Annotated in this window: 11 protein-coding genes and 1 pseudogene; 4 read left to right on the forward strand and 8 right to left on the reverse strand. The window is 69.8% G+C overall.

All coding sequences use genetic code 11. The annotated features are described in order from the left end of the window. Positions 1-5: 5 nt before the first annotated feature. From KI385_RS06655 to KI385_RS06690, 8 genes are all read right to left on the reverse strand, one after another. Positions 6-1103 carry a hypothetical protein gene (locus KI385_RS06655; RefSeq protein ID WP_238571281.1) on the reverse strand — a complete coding sequence of 366 codons (1098 nt, stop codon included), beginning with the start codon at positions 1101-1103 and terminating at the stop codon, positions 6-8. Beyond that, entirely contained in the window at positions 1100-2227 is a 1128-nt protein-coding gene (locus KI385_RS06660; protein ID WP_238571282.1) for a hypothetical protein, read from the reverse strand. Before KI385_RS06660 ends, KI385_RS06655 begins: the two co-directional genes overlap by 4 nt. Next, positions 2224-6009 (reverse strand): hypothetical protein, encoded by a 3786-nt coding sequence (locus tag KI385_RS06665; protein WP_238571283.1) that lies wholly within the window; start codon positions 6007-6009, stop codon positions 2224-2226. The genes KI385_RS06660 and KI385_RS06665 overlap by 4 nt, the downstream gene beginning before the upstream one ends. Beyond that, a complete protein-coding gene (locus KI385_RS06670; protein ID WP_238571284.1) occupies positions 6006-8285 on the reverse strand; it encodes a hypothetical protein in 2280 nt (759 codons plus the stop codon). The genes KI385_RS06665 and KI385_RS06670 overlap by 4 nt, the downstream gene beginning before the upstream one ends. 5 nt (positions 8286-8290) lie before the next feature. Next, on the reverse strand, positions 8291-11059 hold the full coding sequence (locus tag KI385_RS06675; RefSeq protein WP_238571285.1) for a DUF6603 domain-containing protein: 2769 nt from the start codon (positions 11057-11059) through the stop codon (positions 8291-8293). A gap of 48 nt (positions 11060-11107) precedes the next feature. Continuing rightward, complete coding sequence (locus tag KI385_RS06680; protein ID WP_238571286.1) at positions 11108-12760, reverse strand: hypothetical protein; 1653 nt, start codon at positions 12758-12760, stop codon at positions 11108-11110. Between the two features lie 74 nt (positions 12761-12834). Beyond that, on the reverse strand, positions 12835-13044 hold the full coding sequence (locus KI385_RS06685) for a hypothetical protein (protein WP_238571287.1): 210 nt from the start codon (positions 13042-13044) through the stop codon (positions 12835-12837). A 473-nt stretch (positions 13045-13517) separates the two neighbouring features. After that, on the reverse strand, positions 13518-13919 hold the full coding sequence (locus KI385_RS06690; RefSeq protein WP_238571288.1) for a hypothetical protein: 402 nt from the start codon (positions 13917-13919) through the stop codon (positions 13518-13520). A gap of 117 nt (positions 13920-14036) precedes the next feature. Between KI385_RS06690 and KI385_RS06695 the strand changes: the two genes are divergently transcribed. The 4 genes and pseudogenes from KI385_RS06695 to KI385_RS44540 form a co-directional block, all read left to right on the forward strand. Continuing rightward, positions 14037-14315 (forward strand): polyprenyl synthetase, encoded by a 279-nt coding sequence (locus KI385_RS06695; RefSeq protein WP_238571289.1) that lies wholly within the window; start codon positions 14037-14039, stop codon positions 14313-14315. Beyond that, entirely contained in the window at positions 14305-15360 is a 1056-nt protein-coding gene (locus KI385_RS06700) for a polyprenyl synthetase family protein (RefSeq protein WP_238571290.1), read from the forward strand. The genes KI385_RS06695 and KI385_RS06700 overlap by 11 nt, the downstream gene beginning before the upstream one ends. Positions 15361-15380: 20 nt before the next feature. After that, a complete protein-coding gene (locus KI385_RS06705; protein ID WP_238571292.1) occupies positions 15381-16544 on the forward strand; it encodes an oxygenase MpaB family protein in 1164 nt (387 codons plus the stop codon). A 625-nt stretch (positions 16545-17169) separates the two neighbouring features. Further along, positions 17170-17265: pseudogene (locus KI385_RS44540) on the forward strand (IS5/IS1182 family transposase); the annotation flags it as partial. Positions 17266-17523 lie beyond the last annotated feature (258 nt).

The raw sequence follows: 17523 nt of genomic DNA on the forward strand, positions 1-17523 counted from the left end.
GTCGGTCAGTCGGCGGGGTCGAGGCGGCCGGTTCCCAGCGGCAGCCAGGTGAGGCCGAAGTCGTCGTCGGCCGTCCCTTCGGTGGTGATGTCGAGGGTCGCGCCTCGGCGAACGGGGACATGGAAGGGGGTTTCCGCCGGGACCCGTGAGGTGTCCCGGTTGTCGGAGGTGAAGGTCTGCGCGTACTCGGCGGTGGTGCCGCCGGCGGTGACGCTGATCGCGGCCGGGGCGGCGCCGGCCTTCGCCTTGACGTGACCCACCAGGATGCCGTCGGTCCCGGCCCGCAGCCGGAGCGGACGGTCGGGGGGCGGTGGGTCCAGGCGCTGGTCTGCGCCGATCATGCGGACGTTGCGGCGGGCGCTGAGGTCGCGGACGCGCAGGTGCGGGCGGAACACTGTGACGGTGGTGGTCAGGACGCGTTCGGCGGTGCTGCCGGGCTGGGTCGCGGTGAGGCGGAAGGTCGTGGTGTCGTGCAGGGGTGGGGAGGTCCATTCCCTGGTGTCGCCGACGTCGCACTCGCCTCGGCGGCCCCAGCGCATCGTGTAGGTGGCGGGCGAGCCCTGCCAGGTGAGCCGGACGGAATCGCCGTTGGGCACGTGGATCTCGTCCGGGGCGAAGTAGCGGAAGACGAAGTCGGCGGAGAACTTGGGCACCGGGAGTTCGGTCGTGCGGGTGGCCCAGTCGGTGCCGTCGGCGCTGGTCTCCTCGGTGACGGTCAGCGCCGTGCCACCGAGCGCCGCGTTGACGGCGATGGCGCCGAGTTCGAGGGTGAGCGGGGTGACGCCGGCGAGCCAGCCCCGGCCCGCGGTGGGGATCGCGGTGAAGTCGGCCCGGCCGGGCGGTGTGGAGCGGGCGATGGTCCAGCCGCCGCCCTGGTCCTGGTGGCCGCCGCCCTGGACCGGCGCGGTGGTGATCGCCGCCGGGTTGTCCGTGAGCGCGCCGGCGCCCGTGCCGGTGGGCACTCCGAGGGTGATCCGGCGGCAGTACGCGGGGGCGGCGCCGCCGCGGGCGACCAGGCGCAGTGTGGCGGGCGCGCCGATTCTGATCGGGTCGGGGGTGGTGGTGAGGGTGTACGCGAGCAGTGGTTCGGGCGCCGGTGTCATCGGGGCATCACCTCGAACTTGCCGGTGCCCTGGGGCAGCCAGACCAGGTCGAGGGTGTCGCCGCTCTGGCCGCCGAAGTGCAGCAGGACTTCGGCGTCCTGCGGGACGGGCACGGTGATCGGGGTTTCGCCGGGTGGCGCCGCTGCGGGGTTCTCGGAGGTGAATTGCATCGTGTACTCGTTCTGCCCGGCCCGGTAGACGGTTGCGGCCAGGGTCGCGCCCGGGGCGCCGCTGAGGCCGGAGAGGTAGCCGACGAGGGTGCCGTCGGTGCCTGCCTTGTAGTACTGCGAGGTTCCGCTCGTCGGCAACGGGAATTGTTGGCGCGGGCCTTGGAGTTGGGTGATGCCGTTGACGTCGAGGTTGCCGACGAGCAGGTTGGGTTCGGTGACCGTGACGACGGTGGTGAGCGCGTACGTCCGGCGCCCGGTACCGGTGCCGTCCACGGCGACCAGCATGAAGCCGGTGGTGTGGTCGAGCTTGTGCGAGGGCCACGAGCTGCAGGCGTCGACCCGCTGGGATCTGTCGTCCCAGTACAGCGTGTACTCCGGGCCTCGGCTGCGCTCCCAGCGCAGCGTGGTGCACTCGCCGTTGGCGACCGTGATGTCGTCTGGGTGGAAGTTGGTGAGCGTGAAGTCGGCGGGCCACTTGTCGATGCGAAACGGCGTCTCCCGGTCGGTGGGTTCGCCGCCGCTCTGGGGCGAGGTCCACTCGGTGACCACGATCTCGGCGGTGCCGACCACCTCGTTGACGAGGAAGTCGTAGAGGATCATGGTGATGGCGAAGTCGCCGTCCGCGTACACCGGTCGCCGGGCCGTGAAGGTGACGGTCGCAACCCCGTCGGCCAGGCTCGCGTCCGTGGTCCAGCTCTGGTTGGGCGGCGAGGCGTAGTCCGTGGTGGTCTTGATCGTCGCCACGGCGGTCGAGGTCAGGTGGGTCTCGCCGGCGCCGTGCGGGATGGCGATGTCGATCCGGTCGAGGTACACGGGCGTGTCGGCGCTGCCCCTGACGGTGAGTTCCAGGCGGAGGGGTTCGGGTTTCTGCGGGTTGCTGACGTTGACCGGCGTCGGCACTGTGGTCACCGTGTGGGTGAGCACAGTGTCGCCCGTTCGGGCGTGCAGGATCACGCGAGTTCCTCCTCTGTGGCGTCCTGTGCCGGTTGCAGGAGCAGATAGCCGGCGCGCGCGTGCGGGACCGGGTCGTCGGTGTGCGGGTCGGTGTCGGCGGCCAGGATCGCGCGCTCCTGCCAGTCCCCGTCCGCCGCAGAGAGGGGCTCGGCCCAGGTCCACGTTCCGTGCCAGGCGGCGGGGCGGATCATCACGAGCATCTCGTCGGGCAGCGGCTGTCCGTCTCCGAACGTGCCGGGCCGGCCGCCGTTGCGGCGGGCCGGCGCGGTCACCGGGATCCGGGTGGGGGCCAGCAGCGGATTGAGGCGGAACGCGGCGCGGATCCGCAGCAGCGCGTTGTGTACCAGGTCGGCGGGCAGTTCCAGGTCGGTGACCGGGAGGATGTCCGTGGTCGCGTGGATCGGGTTGTGCGGATCGGCCAGGATCGTGAGGTGGTGCGAGACGGGGTCGCCGTCGGCCGGGCGCGCGGGGAGCTCCAGGCCCGCGCCGTTGTCGATGTCGACCAGGTATGGGTCCTCGATCGCGGGCTCGACGACGTGCAGGCGGCTGTAGTCGGTCTTGCCGCCGGGTCCCTCGGCGCTCGTGTAGTAGCCGAGGAGCCCGTCGGTGAGTTGGCCGGGGTTGCCGAGGCGGATCGGCCACCGGTAGTCGGGGTATTCCTCGGCCGACTGCCCGAGGGCGTGGTCCCAGCCGGGGTTGCTGAGCGGGTCCCCGCGCAGCTCGAGGTCGAGGCGCACGCGGTACAACGCGACCGGGCGGCCGACCAGCCGCGCGGGAGCGCGGTCGTCCTGGGCGGCGGTGTCGGTCATGCTCTCCACGCCTTGGTCGATCGTGGCAAGGAGCGCGGTGTACGGGCCGGTGGGCCCGACCAGCCCTCGGACGAAGCCGGCCAGGTGTGGGTGTTCGCGGCCGAAACTTTCGTCGGTCTCGTCGTGGTAAGGGGAGGACGGCAGCGGCGTCCACGCGGTTTCCCTGGTGCTCTGCGCGGTGCGGATGATCCGCAGTTCGCCGAACGCCTCTCCACCCGGGCCGTAGACGAGCAGATTGTCGTCGAGGTTGTTGATCAGCACCCATCCCACGAGCGGACTGTCCGAGTCACCCGCGCGACCGGCACGTCCCGCACGAACTTCGGCGTCGTCGCGCCCGGAGACCGTCCGCATCCGCACCCGCGCGTCCTGGAGCAGCCTCGGTGGCAACTGCGCGAAGCGCTTGGGCGCCTCGATGCCCTCCTCCAGCGGGGCACTGGGGGTGGTGCTGACCACAGGGCGGAGTTGCAGTTGGAGGTGGGCGTCCCCCTCCGGAGTGGCGATCACGACGGAGCGGCCGAACCGGTCGATGATGCGCAGGTCACGGAAGTAGAACTGGCCGGCGCGCACCGGCTGGAAGCGGAAGTCGACGTCGTCACCGGGCACTCCGGGCGAGGCGACGTGTCCGGCCTCCCCGGTCAGCCGGGCCACCGCCTCCGGAGTCGCGGCGCGGGCCCCGATGTCGCGCATGAGCAGGGCGTCGTTGAAGCCGTCGAGGGTCTGGGAGAGCACGTCCAGTTCGGCGTAGGCGTCGCGCAGCGTGCGCAGGCCCGCACGTTCGGCGGCGGTGGTGCCGTGGGTGTCGTTCAGCCGGTCGATCTGCCTGGCCAACACGTACGGCGCACTCGGGGTGAGGAAGGTCCGTGCGGTGAACGGGATCCACTCCGGCCCGTCCTCGCCGTTCCCGGGGTCGGCGCCGGTGCCCTCCCAGCTGTAGTCGCTGCCGTCGAAGGACCAGTTCCGGGTGCCGTCCTCGGCCTGGTAGGGGATGGGGTGATAGCGCAAGTCCCATTGCAGGTACATGGGCAGCCAGGGCTGGCTCCACACCGAGGTGTACTCGGCGAGCACTCCCTGTACGTGCTCGTCCGGCTTTTCCAGGGCCACTTCGAGCGCGCTGCGCTGTTCCGGGTCGCCGGTGGCGCGGGTGCGGGCGGCCCGGTCGAGCAGCGCGAACTCGGCGAGCAGCGCGGGTCCGGGGGCGGGCAGGTTGGGGACGTCGATCGGCCCGGGTTCGGGCCGATCCAGCGGCGGCGGTGCGACGCTCGTGTCGTCCCACTGGCCGTTCACCCGCAGCGCCGTCAACAGCCCGGACACGGTGCGGCACGGCAACGGGTCGTCGGGGTGGCGGGTCAGAGGTTCCTTGGCACCCGCGCCGGTGATCAGCACGACGGGGTCGCTGGTGCGGTGGAAAGGCGGCTCGGCGACGCGGCGCAGCTCCAGGTCGGCGGGCAGATGGTGGTCGGCGGCGAAACGGTCGATCGCCTCCTGCACCTGTTCGGAGGTGGTGCCCTGCGGGATGTGCTGGCGCAGGTCGGTCAGCTCGGCGATCAGCGCAGCGGCGCGCTCGGCCGGGGTGCCCTCATTGTCCGGTTCGAGTTGCCACGCGGCGGCCTCGTCGAAGCCGTCGGGGTGCTCGCCGGGCAGGCCCTTGAGCCACCACAGGGTACGCAACCGCTCCTGTACGTGGGCGAGTTCGCGTCCGGCCGCGTCGTGGCGGCGCTGGTGCTCGTTGAGTTCGGCCAGCCACGACGGTGTGTTCGTCGGCGCGGCGCGGGCGGGTTCGGGGCTGTCGGTGGGCCGGGGCACGATCTGCCACGAGTAGCCGGACGCGGACGCGGAGAACCAGGCACGTCGGGTGACCTCGTCCAGGTCGTGGCCCCCGTCCGCCTGATCGAGGCCGTCGATCGTCCCGTGGTACAGGGCCTTGATCAGCTCCCCGGTACGGGCCGAGCGCGACTGGAGTGCGGCGATGTCGCCGAGCGCGTCGGCGGTGCTGTGGCCGACGGCGACCGGGAGGTCGTTGTGGCCGGGCATGGCGGACGGAGGCGCCCAGTTGTAGTACGTCCACGGGATGCCGAGCGCGGTGCCGGTGTAGACCGAGCGTCGCGGACCGTCGCCGACGGGTGGGTCCTGGTCCTCGGGGAGGTCGGTGTACCCGGGCAGGGCCCAGCGCAGGGCCCGCAGCAGGTCGTCGGTGCGGTGTAGGGGCGGGAACACGCCGGGATTGTCATCACTCGGCGTTTCGGGCGGCAGCAGGCCGGGGATGTCGGCCGCCCGCCGGAGGAACTCGGCGGTGTCGTCGGAGTACCAGCCGATCACGAAGTAGCTCAGGGTGGTGGGCGCGGGCACGTTGTGGCCGTCGCCCTTGAGGTCGAGGAGCGTGTCGTGGAACGAGAAGACGTTCTGGTGGTAGGGCTGGAAGCCGGCGAACGCGGGCAGGCCGGGGCCGATCGCGGTGAGGAAGGGCTCGACGGGGGCGGGTTCGCTCCAGCCGCCTTCGCGCAGGTCGTGTGCGCGGCCGATCCAGTCCTCGCGGAGTTCGCCGTCCTCGGGGTTCTCGGACAGGAAGGGGGACGCGCCGCGCTTGCCGGGGACGCCGTTCGTGAATTCCAGGTAGTCACTGTGGATCATCCATGCCGCGGCCCGGGTCTGTCCGGCTCCGGGGCGCGGGGAGGGCACGGTGTGATGGCGGACCACGAGCCAGCGGTTGGGCACGAGGGGGAAGGTGGTCTCGCCGGTGTCGGGGTCGTAGTGACCGGAGGTGAGTGCCTCGGGCAGTTGCCACTGCACGTGCACGCCGGTCGCGATGCCTTCGGTGTCCTTGCTGGGCGCGGGTTCGGCGGCCGTCTTGTTCGCCAGCATTTTGGCGAAGTTGGGCTGCCACCGCATGAAGGCGTTGCCTTCCTTGACGGTCTCGTTGACCACCAGGGCGTGCAACTGGACGGGGACGATCAGGTCGGGATCGGTGTCCGTCATCGCGGGCTCCCGGTTGTCGTGGCGGTCGTGGCTTCCGGGAAGGCGGGCGGCTTCGGCGCGAGGCGCTGGAGGACCGGGGAGTTGACCATTTGCAGGGCGAACTGCGACGGAGTGAGGTCGTCCAGCTCGAACGCGGCGGCCAGGCCGGAGACCAGGCCGGCGTCGCCGCACAGGCGCAGCACGTCCTTGGTCCCGCCGTCCGGGCGATCGCGCAGGTATGTGCAGAACACCGTGTCTGTGTCCGGGTGATCGGGAGCGGGGAAGGAGGCGCCGGTGTCCTCGCCCAACGGGGGGTTCCCGGCGCCGCCGAGGCTGCGCAGGTTGATCCGGTCGCCGGCGTCGATGCCGAAGTGGATGCCCTGGCCGGGTTCGCGGATCTCGATCACGTCGGGGACGTCCCGGAAGAGGTACAGGATGAGGTTGGTGGCCAGCCGGTCCTGGCGCAGTTCGACGATGGGTGTGCCGTCGGCGGTCTTCGCGACGAGCGGGAAGTCCGGCCATGCTTTGACCAGTTCGGAGTTGATCAACAGGCCGGCACCGGGCCGCAGTTCGGTCCGCCTGCTCCGGCCGACGACGGCGCGCAGTTGCGGGTCCAGGTCGCGGTCCATCGAGGTGTGCATGCCGACGTCGCTCGCACCGGCGAGCACGGCGTCCAGCCACTGCTCGTCGATCCGGAACATCCGCATCGATTCGGGTGGCAGCATGCGGGGGTCGGGTACGAGGTAGCAGAACGGGATGCCACGCAGCAGGCCGAGTTCGTCGAGCCAGGCCGGCATGTCGCCGGTGTTGCGCTCGGCGGTCGCGCGCAGCAGCGACATGGAACGCTCCTCGGTGAGCAGCGCGCGGCCCTCGGCCCGGTTGAGCCGGCGGCGGCCGGTCACCCGCGGGGTGGGGCCCGGATCGGCGCGGTCGGTGAGCGCGGCGGCCAGCGATCGGCCGCCGTCAGCGGCGAGTTCGTGCAGCGCGGCGAGCCCGCGACCGGCATCGGGGTCGGTGCGGGCGCGGACCGGGTCGGCTGCCATTGCGCGCAGTGTGGCGGCCCGGTTGCCGAGTTCGCGGCGGGCACGGGTGATCTGCGCCGAGTAGTCGGGGTCGGCGAGGGCGATCGTGCGCCCCAGCGTCCACGCGGTCGCGTAGCTGACGTCGAACAGGCCGTTCTCACGTTCGTAGATCAGCGCGTGGTCGGCCGTGGTGTGGCCGCTCTCGCCGGCCTGGCCGGGGACGTCCGGGGTGGTGACCGGGGTGGCGGGTCCCCGGTACCAGGCGTAGGTGAGTTCGCCGGAGAGGGTGCGGAAAGGCACCGGCGCGTAGCCGAGTGCGAGCCGGGCCCGGGCGTAGCGTTCCGCGTCGTCGGCGGGTTCACCCTTCGGCGGGTTGATCCGCAGCGCGAGGTCTTCCGGGTCGCCGGACCAGCTCGGTTCGACCAGGTGCTGGAGCATGTCCGGGATGTCGAGCGCGTGGGTGAGGTCGGTGGTGAACGACCACGAGGACAGCGACACCAGACGCAGCGCGCGGTGGGTCCCTGGCGCGCCCGGTTCCAGTTGCGCCTCGTAGCCTTCGAGCGAGACCAGGTGCGCGGTATAGCGGCCGGCCTCGCGCGGGAAGCGGTTGGCGGTGACCACCGCGTACTTGCCCTCGGTCAGCACCTCCCCTTGGGCGCCCAGCACCGGGCGGACCACGTCGCGCACGTGCGCGAGGTAGTACATCTCCTCCTGGTACGGCGCGACCCGGCGGAAGACCTCTCGGGGGACGTCGATGGTGGCGCACTTGCTCGCGGCGATGCCGGAGGTGATCCCGCGGAGGTTGCTGGGGCCGATCACGTCCTGCTCGGTGGGCTTGATCAGTTCGGCGACGGTGCGCAGAACCGTGTCCCCGGCCGCCGCCGGGTCGTCGGGCAGTTCGCCCTCCCGGAACACCAGCAGCGCGACCCAGGGCGCGCGAGCGCGCGAGCGGACGCCGGTGAGCGAGCGTTCCCACGGCAGGATCGCCCGATCGAGGGTGATGTGCGGCAGCACCGCGTCGTAGCGACCGCTCGTTCCGGCGGGTGGGTAGTAGGCGTGCACGGACGTCTCGTGCAGGGTGAACCGGGCCGCGCGGACCTCGAACTTCTGCTCGGCGGCCGGCAGCGGATCGGTGTCGACGCGGGTGCCGTCCGCCTCCTTGAGAAGGTGTTCGGCGTGCACGGTGTATACGCCGGGGTCCGCACGGGGGACGAGGTAGTCGTGGAAGGTGACGTCGAGTCGGGGCGGTTCGTTCTGCCGGAAGGCATCGGGCACGCGGCTCACCTCGCTGCGATCGGGGTGGACATGGCGGGTGCGGCCGTGGTCAGCGGGGCGTCGGTCATGCTGCGGCCGACCAGGCGGGCGTAGTCGGTCAGCGCACCGTCGGTGTCCTTGCCGGGGGCGGCGCCTAGGCGGGTCAACGCGTCGTACACGGCACTGCGGCGAGTCGCCGTGGTAGGGGAGGCGAGCGTTTCGACGATGACGCCGACGCTGTCCGGATCGACGCCGGGCTCCGGGCCCTGGGAGTCGGCTTCGCGCAGGGGCGTGTAGCCCTCGGGCTGCGGTTCGACGCCGAGTGCGGCCGAGGTGACCGGGCCGAGGCCGGGGCCCAGGTCGGGACCAGGAACCTCGAAGTGCAGCCCGGTGAACAGGCCCGGTTCGAGGCCGGGTTCCTTGGGCGAGGGCTTGGTCACCGGTTTGCCCCACAGCGCTCGGGGCAGGTCGCGGCGGATGACAGTGCGGGTCCACAGGTTGGGGTCGGGGGTGTACTCCACACCGTCGAGGTCGAGCGTGACGATGTGTTCGGAGGTCAGGCCGGTCTTGCCCATCGGCCGGATGTCGATCTTGTTGTGGGCGGTCGCGATGGCCTGGCCGTTGAGCCGGATCACGGACGCCGGCAGTGCTGCCTCGGTGGAGAACGCGAACCCGTCGGAGGAGACCAGGAGCGGCGCCTGCTCGGCCTCGCGCGCCTGCCTTTCGGACTTGTCGACGTCGAGGAGCAGGCCCTTTTCCGGCTTGGCCCGGATCGGCGAGGGCAGCTGCATCTGGAACTCGCTCCACGGCACGGGTGGTGCGCCCTTGCGGGAGGAGCCGAAGTCGAAGCCGAAGGAGATGAACCAGACCTTGACGGTGACGTGGCCCCCCAGCGGCGGGGTCCACAGTTGCAGGTCGATGCCGACCTCGATGGAGACCCGGATCTTGACGATCACCTTGATGGTGAACGCGACGCCGATCGAGACGCCCATCGCGATGTCGAGGTAGAACGGCTTCCATTGGATCAGGGCGTCCAGGTGCGCGGTGAACCACGCGCTGAGCAGGCCCCTCTCGTAGCGGGCGGCGAGCGCGCCGCCGAACATGATCGCGCCGGGGGTGAGCGCGGTGTACCCCTGGGCCTGGATCACCACCCGGCCGCACGGGTTCCACCGGAACCCGAGCCGGGCGGGCCTGGGGTAGTAGTCGGGGAGCGCGAACTGCGGGTGGTAGCCGCCGATGCTGATCACGAAGTCGCCGCCGCGCCCCCCGCCGGTCCACACGCACAGCGCGATCCCACCGGTCAGCTCGCACGCCGGGTCGAAGAAGAACGAGCCGGGCGCGACCGCGACGTCGAGGCTGATCAGATGCTCGTCGGAGAGGTACGCCAGGCGCAGGTCGATGTTGAGGCGCGCGTGCACCCGGCCGCCGACATCGGCGTTCTTGGGGAAAGTGACGGACGTGCGGCCGAGCAACATCAGGTTGAGCCGGTTGCCGAACTCGACGAGCGCGAGCGCCTTGGTCTCGATGAAGCGGAACGACGTGAACCGCACGCCGATCGCCGCCCAGTACGAGCCGTCCTCGGGCCGGACCCACCCCGCCTTGCCGGCGAGGTTTTCGAGCATGTCCATCGGCGTCGGCGGGTCGGGCGTGGGGTCCGCGGGTGTCGGTGGAGCCTCGTCCAGTCGGGAGACCAGCGGGAAGGCGGGCAGTTGGGCCGCGGTGGGCGGCCGGATGGTGCTGTTGATGCCGAAACCGGCGGACAACCCGGTGACGGTGAACGGCGACGGCCCGAACAGCGACCGGGCCTCCCTCGCGAGCAGGGCCTCGACGTACAGGAACACCGAGTTGAAGCCTTCGGTGGCGCGGAAGAACCCGCCCGCGCCCAGGACTTCGACCGCGGGCGTGGTCACCCGCACGAGACCGACCAGCCCGCCGGCGATGCCCGGGTCCCTGGCGCCGGCCCAGCGCATCGCGGCCATGATCTGCATGGGCGGCTTGACGCGGGTGATGTCGAGGGCTGCGCCCATGAGTTCCGGCTTGGGGATGAAGCCCCCCGCGAGCGGGACGACGATGCCGAGACCGTCGAGCTGGAACGTGAAGCCCGCGAGGCGGAACTCGCCGACCAGGAAGATCCGTAACCCCTTCTTCTCGTCGAAGGAACGCCGGACGGCGGCGATCTCGACCGGGCCGAAGCTGACCGGCAGACCGGGTACCCGGATGTCCTTGTCCGGCTCGGACGGCTTGTCTTTCTCCTCCTTGTCCATCGAGATCGCCAGGGCGGGCAGCTCTCCGCCGTTGACCCACCAGCTCACTACGGCGCTGAACTTCTTGGGCCACGCGTGCTCGGTCATCACGTTCGGGAGCGGGAACGTCGGCTCGGTGACGCCGGACCCGCACAGCACCCTGTTGAGTTGGTTCACCTCGTCCACGACGATCGCGCGGGACATGTAGACGATCCGCACGGTCGGGAAGACGAACGCGCCCGTGGGGATGCTCTCGCCGACCAGGCTCAGACCGGAGGCGTCGAAACCGATCCGGATGTCGAGTACGGCCGCGCTCAGCGAGGCGTTCCCGACCTTGTTGGTCTTGACGAACAGCAGGTCCACGGGGCTGGCTTCGCCGGGCTGGTCGTAACCCGGCGAGCGCGCGGTGTACAGCTTCTCGCCGGTCGGCAGGCCGGTGTGCTCGACCACGTTCTCCAGGTACGGGACCAGTTCGTCGGGGAGTTCGACCATCGGTTGGTCGATGGCGTTGAACATGTCGAGCAGGGTGACTTGTTCGGCGGCAGGGGACACGGGGCCTCCTCGGCGGGCGGGGCGGGTGGGGCGCCGGTCGCGGCGTGGTCAGTAGATGGTGAAGGCGACGGCGCCCGGCCCGATTTTCAGGGTCATCGGCATCGTCCGATCCAGTACGTGCTCATCGGTGTCGATGACCGAAACCGAAATCGACTCGGGATCGCCGACGAAGGCGTACGTTCCGGCAAAGTCGAACGCGATCCCCCGAGGGCTGCCGAGGCCGCCTTGAGCGCTGACCGGGATCCGATGGCGCACGCGGTGATCGACCGGATCGGCCACCAGGACACCGGACTTCTCGGCGTCGGGCAGGCAGTACAACGACTGCCCATCGGGCGTCAGCGCGACGTTCCGGCAGTGCGGCAGGACACCCCTGCATCGGATGCTCCCGTTGCGCACATCGACCGTCACGACGTCGGTCTGCGTTGCCACGTGCACGAAGAGACCGTCCGAAGAGATGGCCAGGTCCTCAAACTTGGTGGAATTGGGGATCCGGAAGGCTTGGCGGACCCGGCTCGCCTCGTCGTCGACCTCGATCACCACGGCGTCCCCGTCGAGTGAGCCGCCGAAGTAGAGGTACCGACCACCCGGCGCGGTGAGGATGGGTGTGTCCCACAGGGCCAGGCCGCCGGTCTCGGCGGCCTCGGCCGGGTCGTCGAACAAGTCGGTGCCACGGACCTCGATGCGCCGCGTCCGCTCGGCGGTACCGACGCGAAACGTGTCCAGGTGGAAGACCGACGGGTCGAACGTGCGGATGATGCCGTGGATGTGCAGCCCGTCTGGACTGAATCCCACGTTGCTGGAGGCGTATGTGTCCTCCGTCACCGGAGTCTCGGCGAGGAGGAGGTTGCTGGTCGTGTCGAAACACATCCAGGTGGAAACCGACCGGATGTACACGTAGCGACCGTCCGGGCTGACGGCGATCGCGTGCCGAGTGAGGTAGCTGCCCCTCACTTTGTGACTGAAGGTCACCTTTCCGGTTTCCACGTCGACGCTCTCGACGGTGCTGTGGTTGGCGTAGCCGTCCTGGGCGTAGACGTGTCCGCGGGCGAACGTCGGGACCAGGCCCGGCCACGAACTCTCGTCGACCACGGCCGCATCGGTCGTCACGGTGCGGGTGGCCAGGACGCCCTTGGCGTAGTGCGCGCCCCGGAAGAGGTGGAACTCGCCTTTGCTCGGATCGTACGTCGCCGCGCTGATCCCGTTCACGAACTCCGGGGCCTTGGCCTGCAGGCCGGGCCACATCTCCGCGAGCGTCTTCGTCTCGACCACGGCGTGGGCCCGCATGTCGTAGAGAACGCACTGATTCCCGCGGAACAGGAACGCCTGATTCCCACTCGATCCCGGCAGCGCCGCGTCGACCCCGGACGCGAACACCGCCGGCAACCCCGGGAACCGCGCCGCGATCGTGGTGACCTCCGCGACCGTCTCGTCCAACGGGTGCAGTCGCAGGCACTGCGTCCCGCGGAAGACGATGGTCCACGGGTCGTCCAACGGTGTCGTCAAGGTCGCGTCGAAGCCAGACCGGAAGGCCGCGGGGAGGTCGGGCCACCGGCGCGCGAGCGCCAACGCCCCGTCCAGCATCCGGTGGCTCCCCCAGCCGAACCGGGCCGCGCGGTCCCCTTGGACCACGAATCCGGTCTGTTCGGCCCCCTGACCGGCGTTGGCTGTCGTGAAGAATGCGTCCACTTGGTGCTCGGGCATGAGGGTCCTTCTGTGCGGGTCGGTTGGAGACGGTTGTGGTGGCACCGATGCGTCATCAGCGGGTGTAGGCGAGGTCAGCGGCGATGGCCGACCGGGTCAGCCACCGGGACACCGGAGTTGCTAATCGCGGGCGGACACGGTGGTTCGCGATGATCGAGGCGCAACGCGATCGTGGTATCTGTGGGCAACGTGCCGCGGAGCGTGACCCCGCCGGACCGGCCTCGGCCCGGCAGGGCGAAAGTTCGGCGCAGAACGTTCTCGTCGAGGTCGACTTCGTCGACCATCGGCGAATCGTCCGCTGTCTCCGCCGCGCCTGTGTGGGCCTGGGCATGCCGAATTCCGGTCGACACCACCGGGAACGGATCGAGTCTTCCCCCGACTTCCGGCCGACATCCGTCTCGGATGAAATACCAAGGTGTTCCACCTCGAAATTCGCGCCGGGACCCGCCGGATGGTGAAAGCTATGCGTACCGGCACCGGGGACGTAGAAGCGGTGGTGGCGGCCAGCCCGGCGACCCACAACACCCTCGCATCGCCCTCCGCACCATCAACCCGCAGCGCGTCGCCACGAAACACCAGGCCCGCGTCGGGCGCGTGGTCACCCGGCACAGATGCCGGGATCTTGACCACTCCCCACGGCGCTGCCTGCTCAAGGATTTCCCGGATCTCACCCACACGTACGGCCACAGAGCCTCAGCTTCCGAACCACAGCAGAAGGGAAAACAGCCCAAATACTCGCCTTTAAGATGCAGGAGCCTCACATGCCCGGCATCGAGCCTTGCCAACTGTTGCCGGTGCGTGACCGCAGCGCAATCATGCGTGACCAACACGCCAAGATAGCCCGCCATTTTCCGCCAACGGGCCCGCAGGCAACATCTGCCACTGCCGCCGCAGCAGGAAGACACACGCGACGCGTGCGCCGGCCTCTCGGCACAGAAGGCGGCGACCAGGTGACGATGTACTCGTCGCCGTCGCCGGGAAGGAAGCCGATAGCCGCGGCCGGGTAGCCCGGGGGCATCTCCTCGTCCGATGCCTCACGGATCGCCGGCTTGGTGTCGACCGCCAGGGTGAGGCGGGTGCCGTCGGTGACGAGGTCGAGGTTCATGGCGTCGATCTCGTAACGGCCGACGACGGGCCGCGACAACAGTCCGTCATACATTCGAGCGATGTGATCACTCGTTGGTGAGTTTTTATGCTCTGGTGCCCTGTCTGGCGCGACGCTGGGAAGAGCGGCGCGGGACGACGCCGCTCGGACGCGCTGTGGGTGGGGGATGGCATGACGCGAGATACGGGAGCCCGCGAGGGCCTGGACGGGCAGGCGATGCTGCTGGCGGCGGGGCTGGCGGATCTGGCGGTGAGCACGCTGGGTTCGGCTTTCGGGGCCGTGCGGGGGCTGTTGAGGCGTTCGGACGCCGCCGAGCTTGCAGCGGAGGCCGAGCAGGATCTGGTGGCGCGCGGGCGCCTCGTGCTCGACCGGTATGCGTCCGCACCCCCGGCCCACCTGGAGGTTCTCGCCCAGCACGTGCTGGCCCGACGGGCCGACGATGGCGTCTGAGCGGTGGGAGCCGACCGCGTTCAAGGCGCGCGTCGATGAGGTGCTCCAGCGTTTCGTCGCCCGGGAGACCGACCAGCTGTCGGCGATCGCCCCGGCCTTGAACCCGGTGGCGGGACAAGTGGAGGCAGCGGTCGCGGACGGCAAACGGCTGCGGGCGGCGTTCTGCTACTGGGGCTGGCGCGCGGTGGGGCAGCCGGACAGCGACGCGCTGGTGCGGGCGGCGGCCTCCATGGAGCTGGTGCACGCGGCCGCGGTCGTGCACGACGACCTCATCGACGACAGCCCGCTGCGGCACGGACGGCCCACCGCACACGTGGCCCTGCGCGGCGCCGTGGAGCACCACCCGCGGGCCGCTGCGGCCGCCCGGTCGCTGGCGATGCTGGTCGGCGATCTGCTGATGTCGCTCGCCGGGCAGTTGTTCGTCACCAGCGGCCTGCCCGCCGCCTACCTCGGCCGGGCCCGCCCACTGTGGGCGGCGCTCGCCCGGGACCTGATCGCGGGCGAGTGCCTGGAGATCCTTCACACCGGTGCCGCCCCGGACACGGCGGCATCGCTGAAGGTCATCCGCTACAAGACCGCCAAGTACACCGTCGAGCAGCCCCTGTTGATCGGTGGCACCCTGGCCGGGGCCGGCGAGCGGATGCGCGAGGGATACTCCGCGTACGGGCTGCCGCTGGGCGAGGCGTTCCAGCTGAGGGACGACCTGCTCGGCGTGTTCGGAGATCCGGAGCTCACCGGCAAGTCCGGCGCCGACGACGTGCGTGGCCATCGGCCCACCGCCCTGCTCGCGGAGACCTGGCGGCTCGCCGGGGACAACGAGCGCGAGCGGCTGCGCGCCCTGCTCGGCCAACGCGACCCGGACGGGGACGGTCTGGAGGCCGTACGCGAGGTGATGCGCCGACTGAAGGCGCCCGACCGCATCGAGAACATGATCACCGCGCGGGTCGAGGAGGCCCTCTGCGCTCTCGACGAGCTGACTCTGCCCGCGCCCGCCGCCGCCGCGCTCACCGCCCTGGCGCACTCGGCAGCGGTCCGCCGTTCCTGATGGAGACAAGGAGCCCTGCCATGCCCTACACCGAGGCATCGATGAACGCCCTACGGCAGGACGGCGACGAACTCGCCGACGCCACGGTCGCCGCCCTCTTCGAGCGCGGGGAGGTGGGCAAGTTCAACACCCTGATGCGGTACGTCTCCACCGTCGGCGCTCCCCTTCCGGACGGGCTGCCCGACATTGCCCGGGAGTACCTGGAGGCCACGAGCGCCCCGCCGGCCTGGGTGGACTGGGGGGAGATGGAGAAGGCCCGGATGTTCTTCATCGACAACAACGTGCACATCTCCACCGCGCTGTCCTTTGCCTCTATGCCCGCCTGTTACGTCGTCCCGCACGTGGCGAAGCTGCTGTCGGCGACGCACGGTCTGAAATACCCGTCCAAACGTATGGCGGAGACCGGCCAATTCACCGTCTACCTGATGCAGCCCGGCGCCTTTGAGGCCGGCAGCCGCTTCATCCCGGCCGCGCAGAAGGTCCGCCTGCTGCACGCCTCCATCCGCCACCACCTCACGCGCGAGAACCGCTGGGACGCCGGAGCGTTGGGGGTGCCGATCTGTCAGGAGGACATGATCGGCGGGCAGATGTTCTTCTCGCTGCTCGTCCTGGACAGCCTGCACCGCCTCGGCATCCACATGTCCACGGAGGGGGCGGACGCCTATTACTACGTGTGGCGCGTGGTCGGCGCCATGCTCGGCGTCAACCAGGACGCCGTCCCCAAGACCCTCGACGAGGCCCGCCAGTTCCTCGATCTGTACATGATCCGGCACATGGGTCCGTCCGAGGAAGGCGCGCACCTGACCCGGCAGTTGATCGACCTCTACGAGGAGATCGTGCCCGGCACCCTCTTCGACCCGATCGTCTCCGCACTCATCCGCCACCTCGTCGGCGACACCTGCGCCGACTGGCTGAAGGTACCCCGCACCCCCTGGGACACCGTCGTCAAGGCCGTCCCCCACCTCCTCGGCGCCCTGGAGACCATCGAGGACCGCTCCCCGCTCGGCGCCTGGGCCCTGGACCGCCTCGGCCACCTCACCAGCGTCCTCGAACTGTCCTCCCTCACCCGCGGACGCGTCATGCACTACGCCATCCCCGAACACCTCAAGAAGGACTACGGCGTCTCGTCCACGCCACCTCGCACCCGCCGATGGACCCCACCAACCGCCACAGTTTCCCAGTGATCCACGTGCTCAGGATTCGGTGACACGAACTCGCATGCGTCAAAGCACGGTGGCACGCGCTCAAGATTCGCTGGCACGGCGCACCACCGCGCTGGGCGTCTTCGCGGCCGTGGCCGTAACAGGAACTACGAGCGGCCTATTGCTCAGCGGAATCATGCGCAACGGCCGTGTGAACTGGCGGCTGCCGCTCCTCATGAATGTCCCCCTCGGTCTCGTTGTCCTGGCCGGCACCTGGGGCCTGGTCGAGGCGGGGCGACAGCGCGGGCGGCTGGATGTGTGGGGAGCGATCACCGGAGTCGGCGGCATGCTCGCCTTGGCACTCGGGCTTTCCCGCGCCTTTCGCGATGGCTGGGCCGATACAGCCGTCCTCACTTCGATCCCTGCAGCGATCGGACTGCTCGTCGTCTTTCTGATCATTCAGGCACGGACTGCGCATCCGTTGATGCCGCTGCGTCTGTACAGTGACCCTCGCCGTTCTGGCAGTTACGTGGCGATGGCACTCTGCAGCGCTCTCTTTTCAGTCTTCAATTATTTCTTTCAGCGTTCCGCGGACCCCGCTGACTACACATCGGTGTTCGTCCGGCTACTGATCGCCAGCGTGGCAGTGACCGCGATTGCCGGGGCCAGACTGCACCGTCGCTACGAGCGCAAAGCCGAGCACTTCCTGGCCTTCACCAGCATCGCCTGCACCCTCATCTGCTACCGCAGACTCGCCAAATGAGATGGCGTTTTAAGCAAGATCATCGATCTTGGAGCGGCCGTGCTGCAGCTGCCGTGTCAGAGGCAGGCCGGGAATCACGGTCGCGATTCGATGATCGAATGAGGTGACCATCAGCGCCACGCCCTCAATCGGATGAACAATCCCCTGAGTTCTCAGACAAATGACCTGCCGTACCGGGAGGGACCAGTAGATTTCCACCATCGGCCATCGAGTGGATGGCATGGCATATGTGCATTCGGTCCGTATGCGTAATTTCAG

The organism is Streptomyces inhibens, from assembly GCF_022221585.1.
GTDB classification, from domain to species: Bacteria; Actinomycetota; Actinomycetes; order Streptomycetales; family Streptomycetaceae; genus Streptomyces; species Streptomyces inhibens.

Excerpts from the sequence above, each read along its gene's own strand:
- KI385_RS06655 (WP_238571281.1), bottom strand. The coding sequence starts at position 1,103 with ATGACACCGGCGCCCGAACCACTGCTCGCGTACACCCTCACCACCACC.
- KI385_RS06665 (WP_238571283.1), bottom strand. The coding sequence starts at position 6,009 with ATGACGGACACCGATCCCGACCTGATCGTCCCCGTCCAGTTGCACGCC.
- KI385_RS06680 (WP_238571286.1), bottom strand. The coding sequence starts at position 12,760 with ATGCCCGAGCACCAAGTGGACGCATTCTTCACGACAGCCAACGCCGGT.
- KI385_RS06685 (WP_238571287.1), bottom strand. The coding sequence starts at position 13,044 with ATGGTCGACGAAGTCGACCTCGACGAGAACGTTCTGCGCCGAACTTTC.
- KI385_RS06690 (WP_238571288.1), bottom strand. The coding sequence starts at position 13,919 with ATGTATGACGGACTGTTGTCGCGGCCCGTCGTCGGCCGTTACGAGATC.
- KI385_RS06695 (WP_238571289.1), top strand. The coding sequence starts at position 14,037 with ATGACGCGAGATACGGGAGCCCGCGAGGGCCTGGACGGGCAGGCGATG.
- KI385_RS06700 (WP_238571290.1), top strand. The coding sequence starts at position 14,305 with ATGGCGTCTGAGCGGTGGGAGCCGACCGCGTTCAAGGCGCGCGTCGAT.
- KI385_RS06705 (WP_238571292.1), top strand. The coding sequence starts at position 15,381 with ATGCCCTACACCGAGGCATCGATGAACGCCCTACGGCAGGACGGCGAC.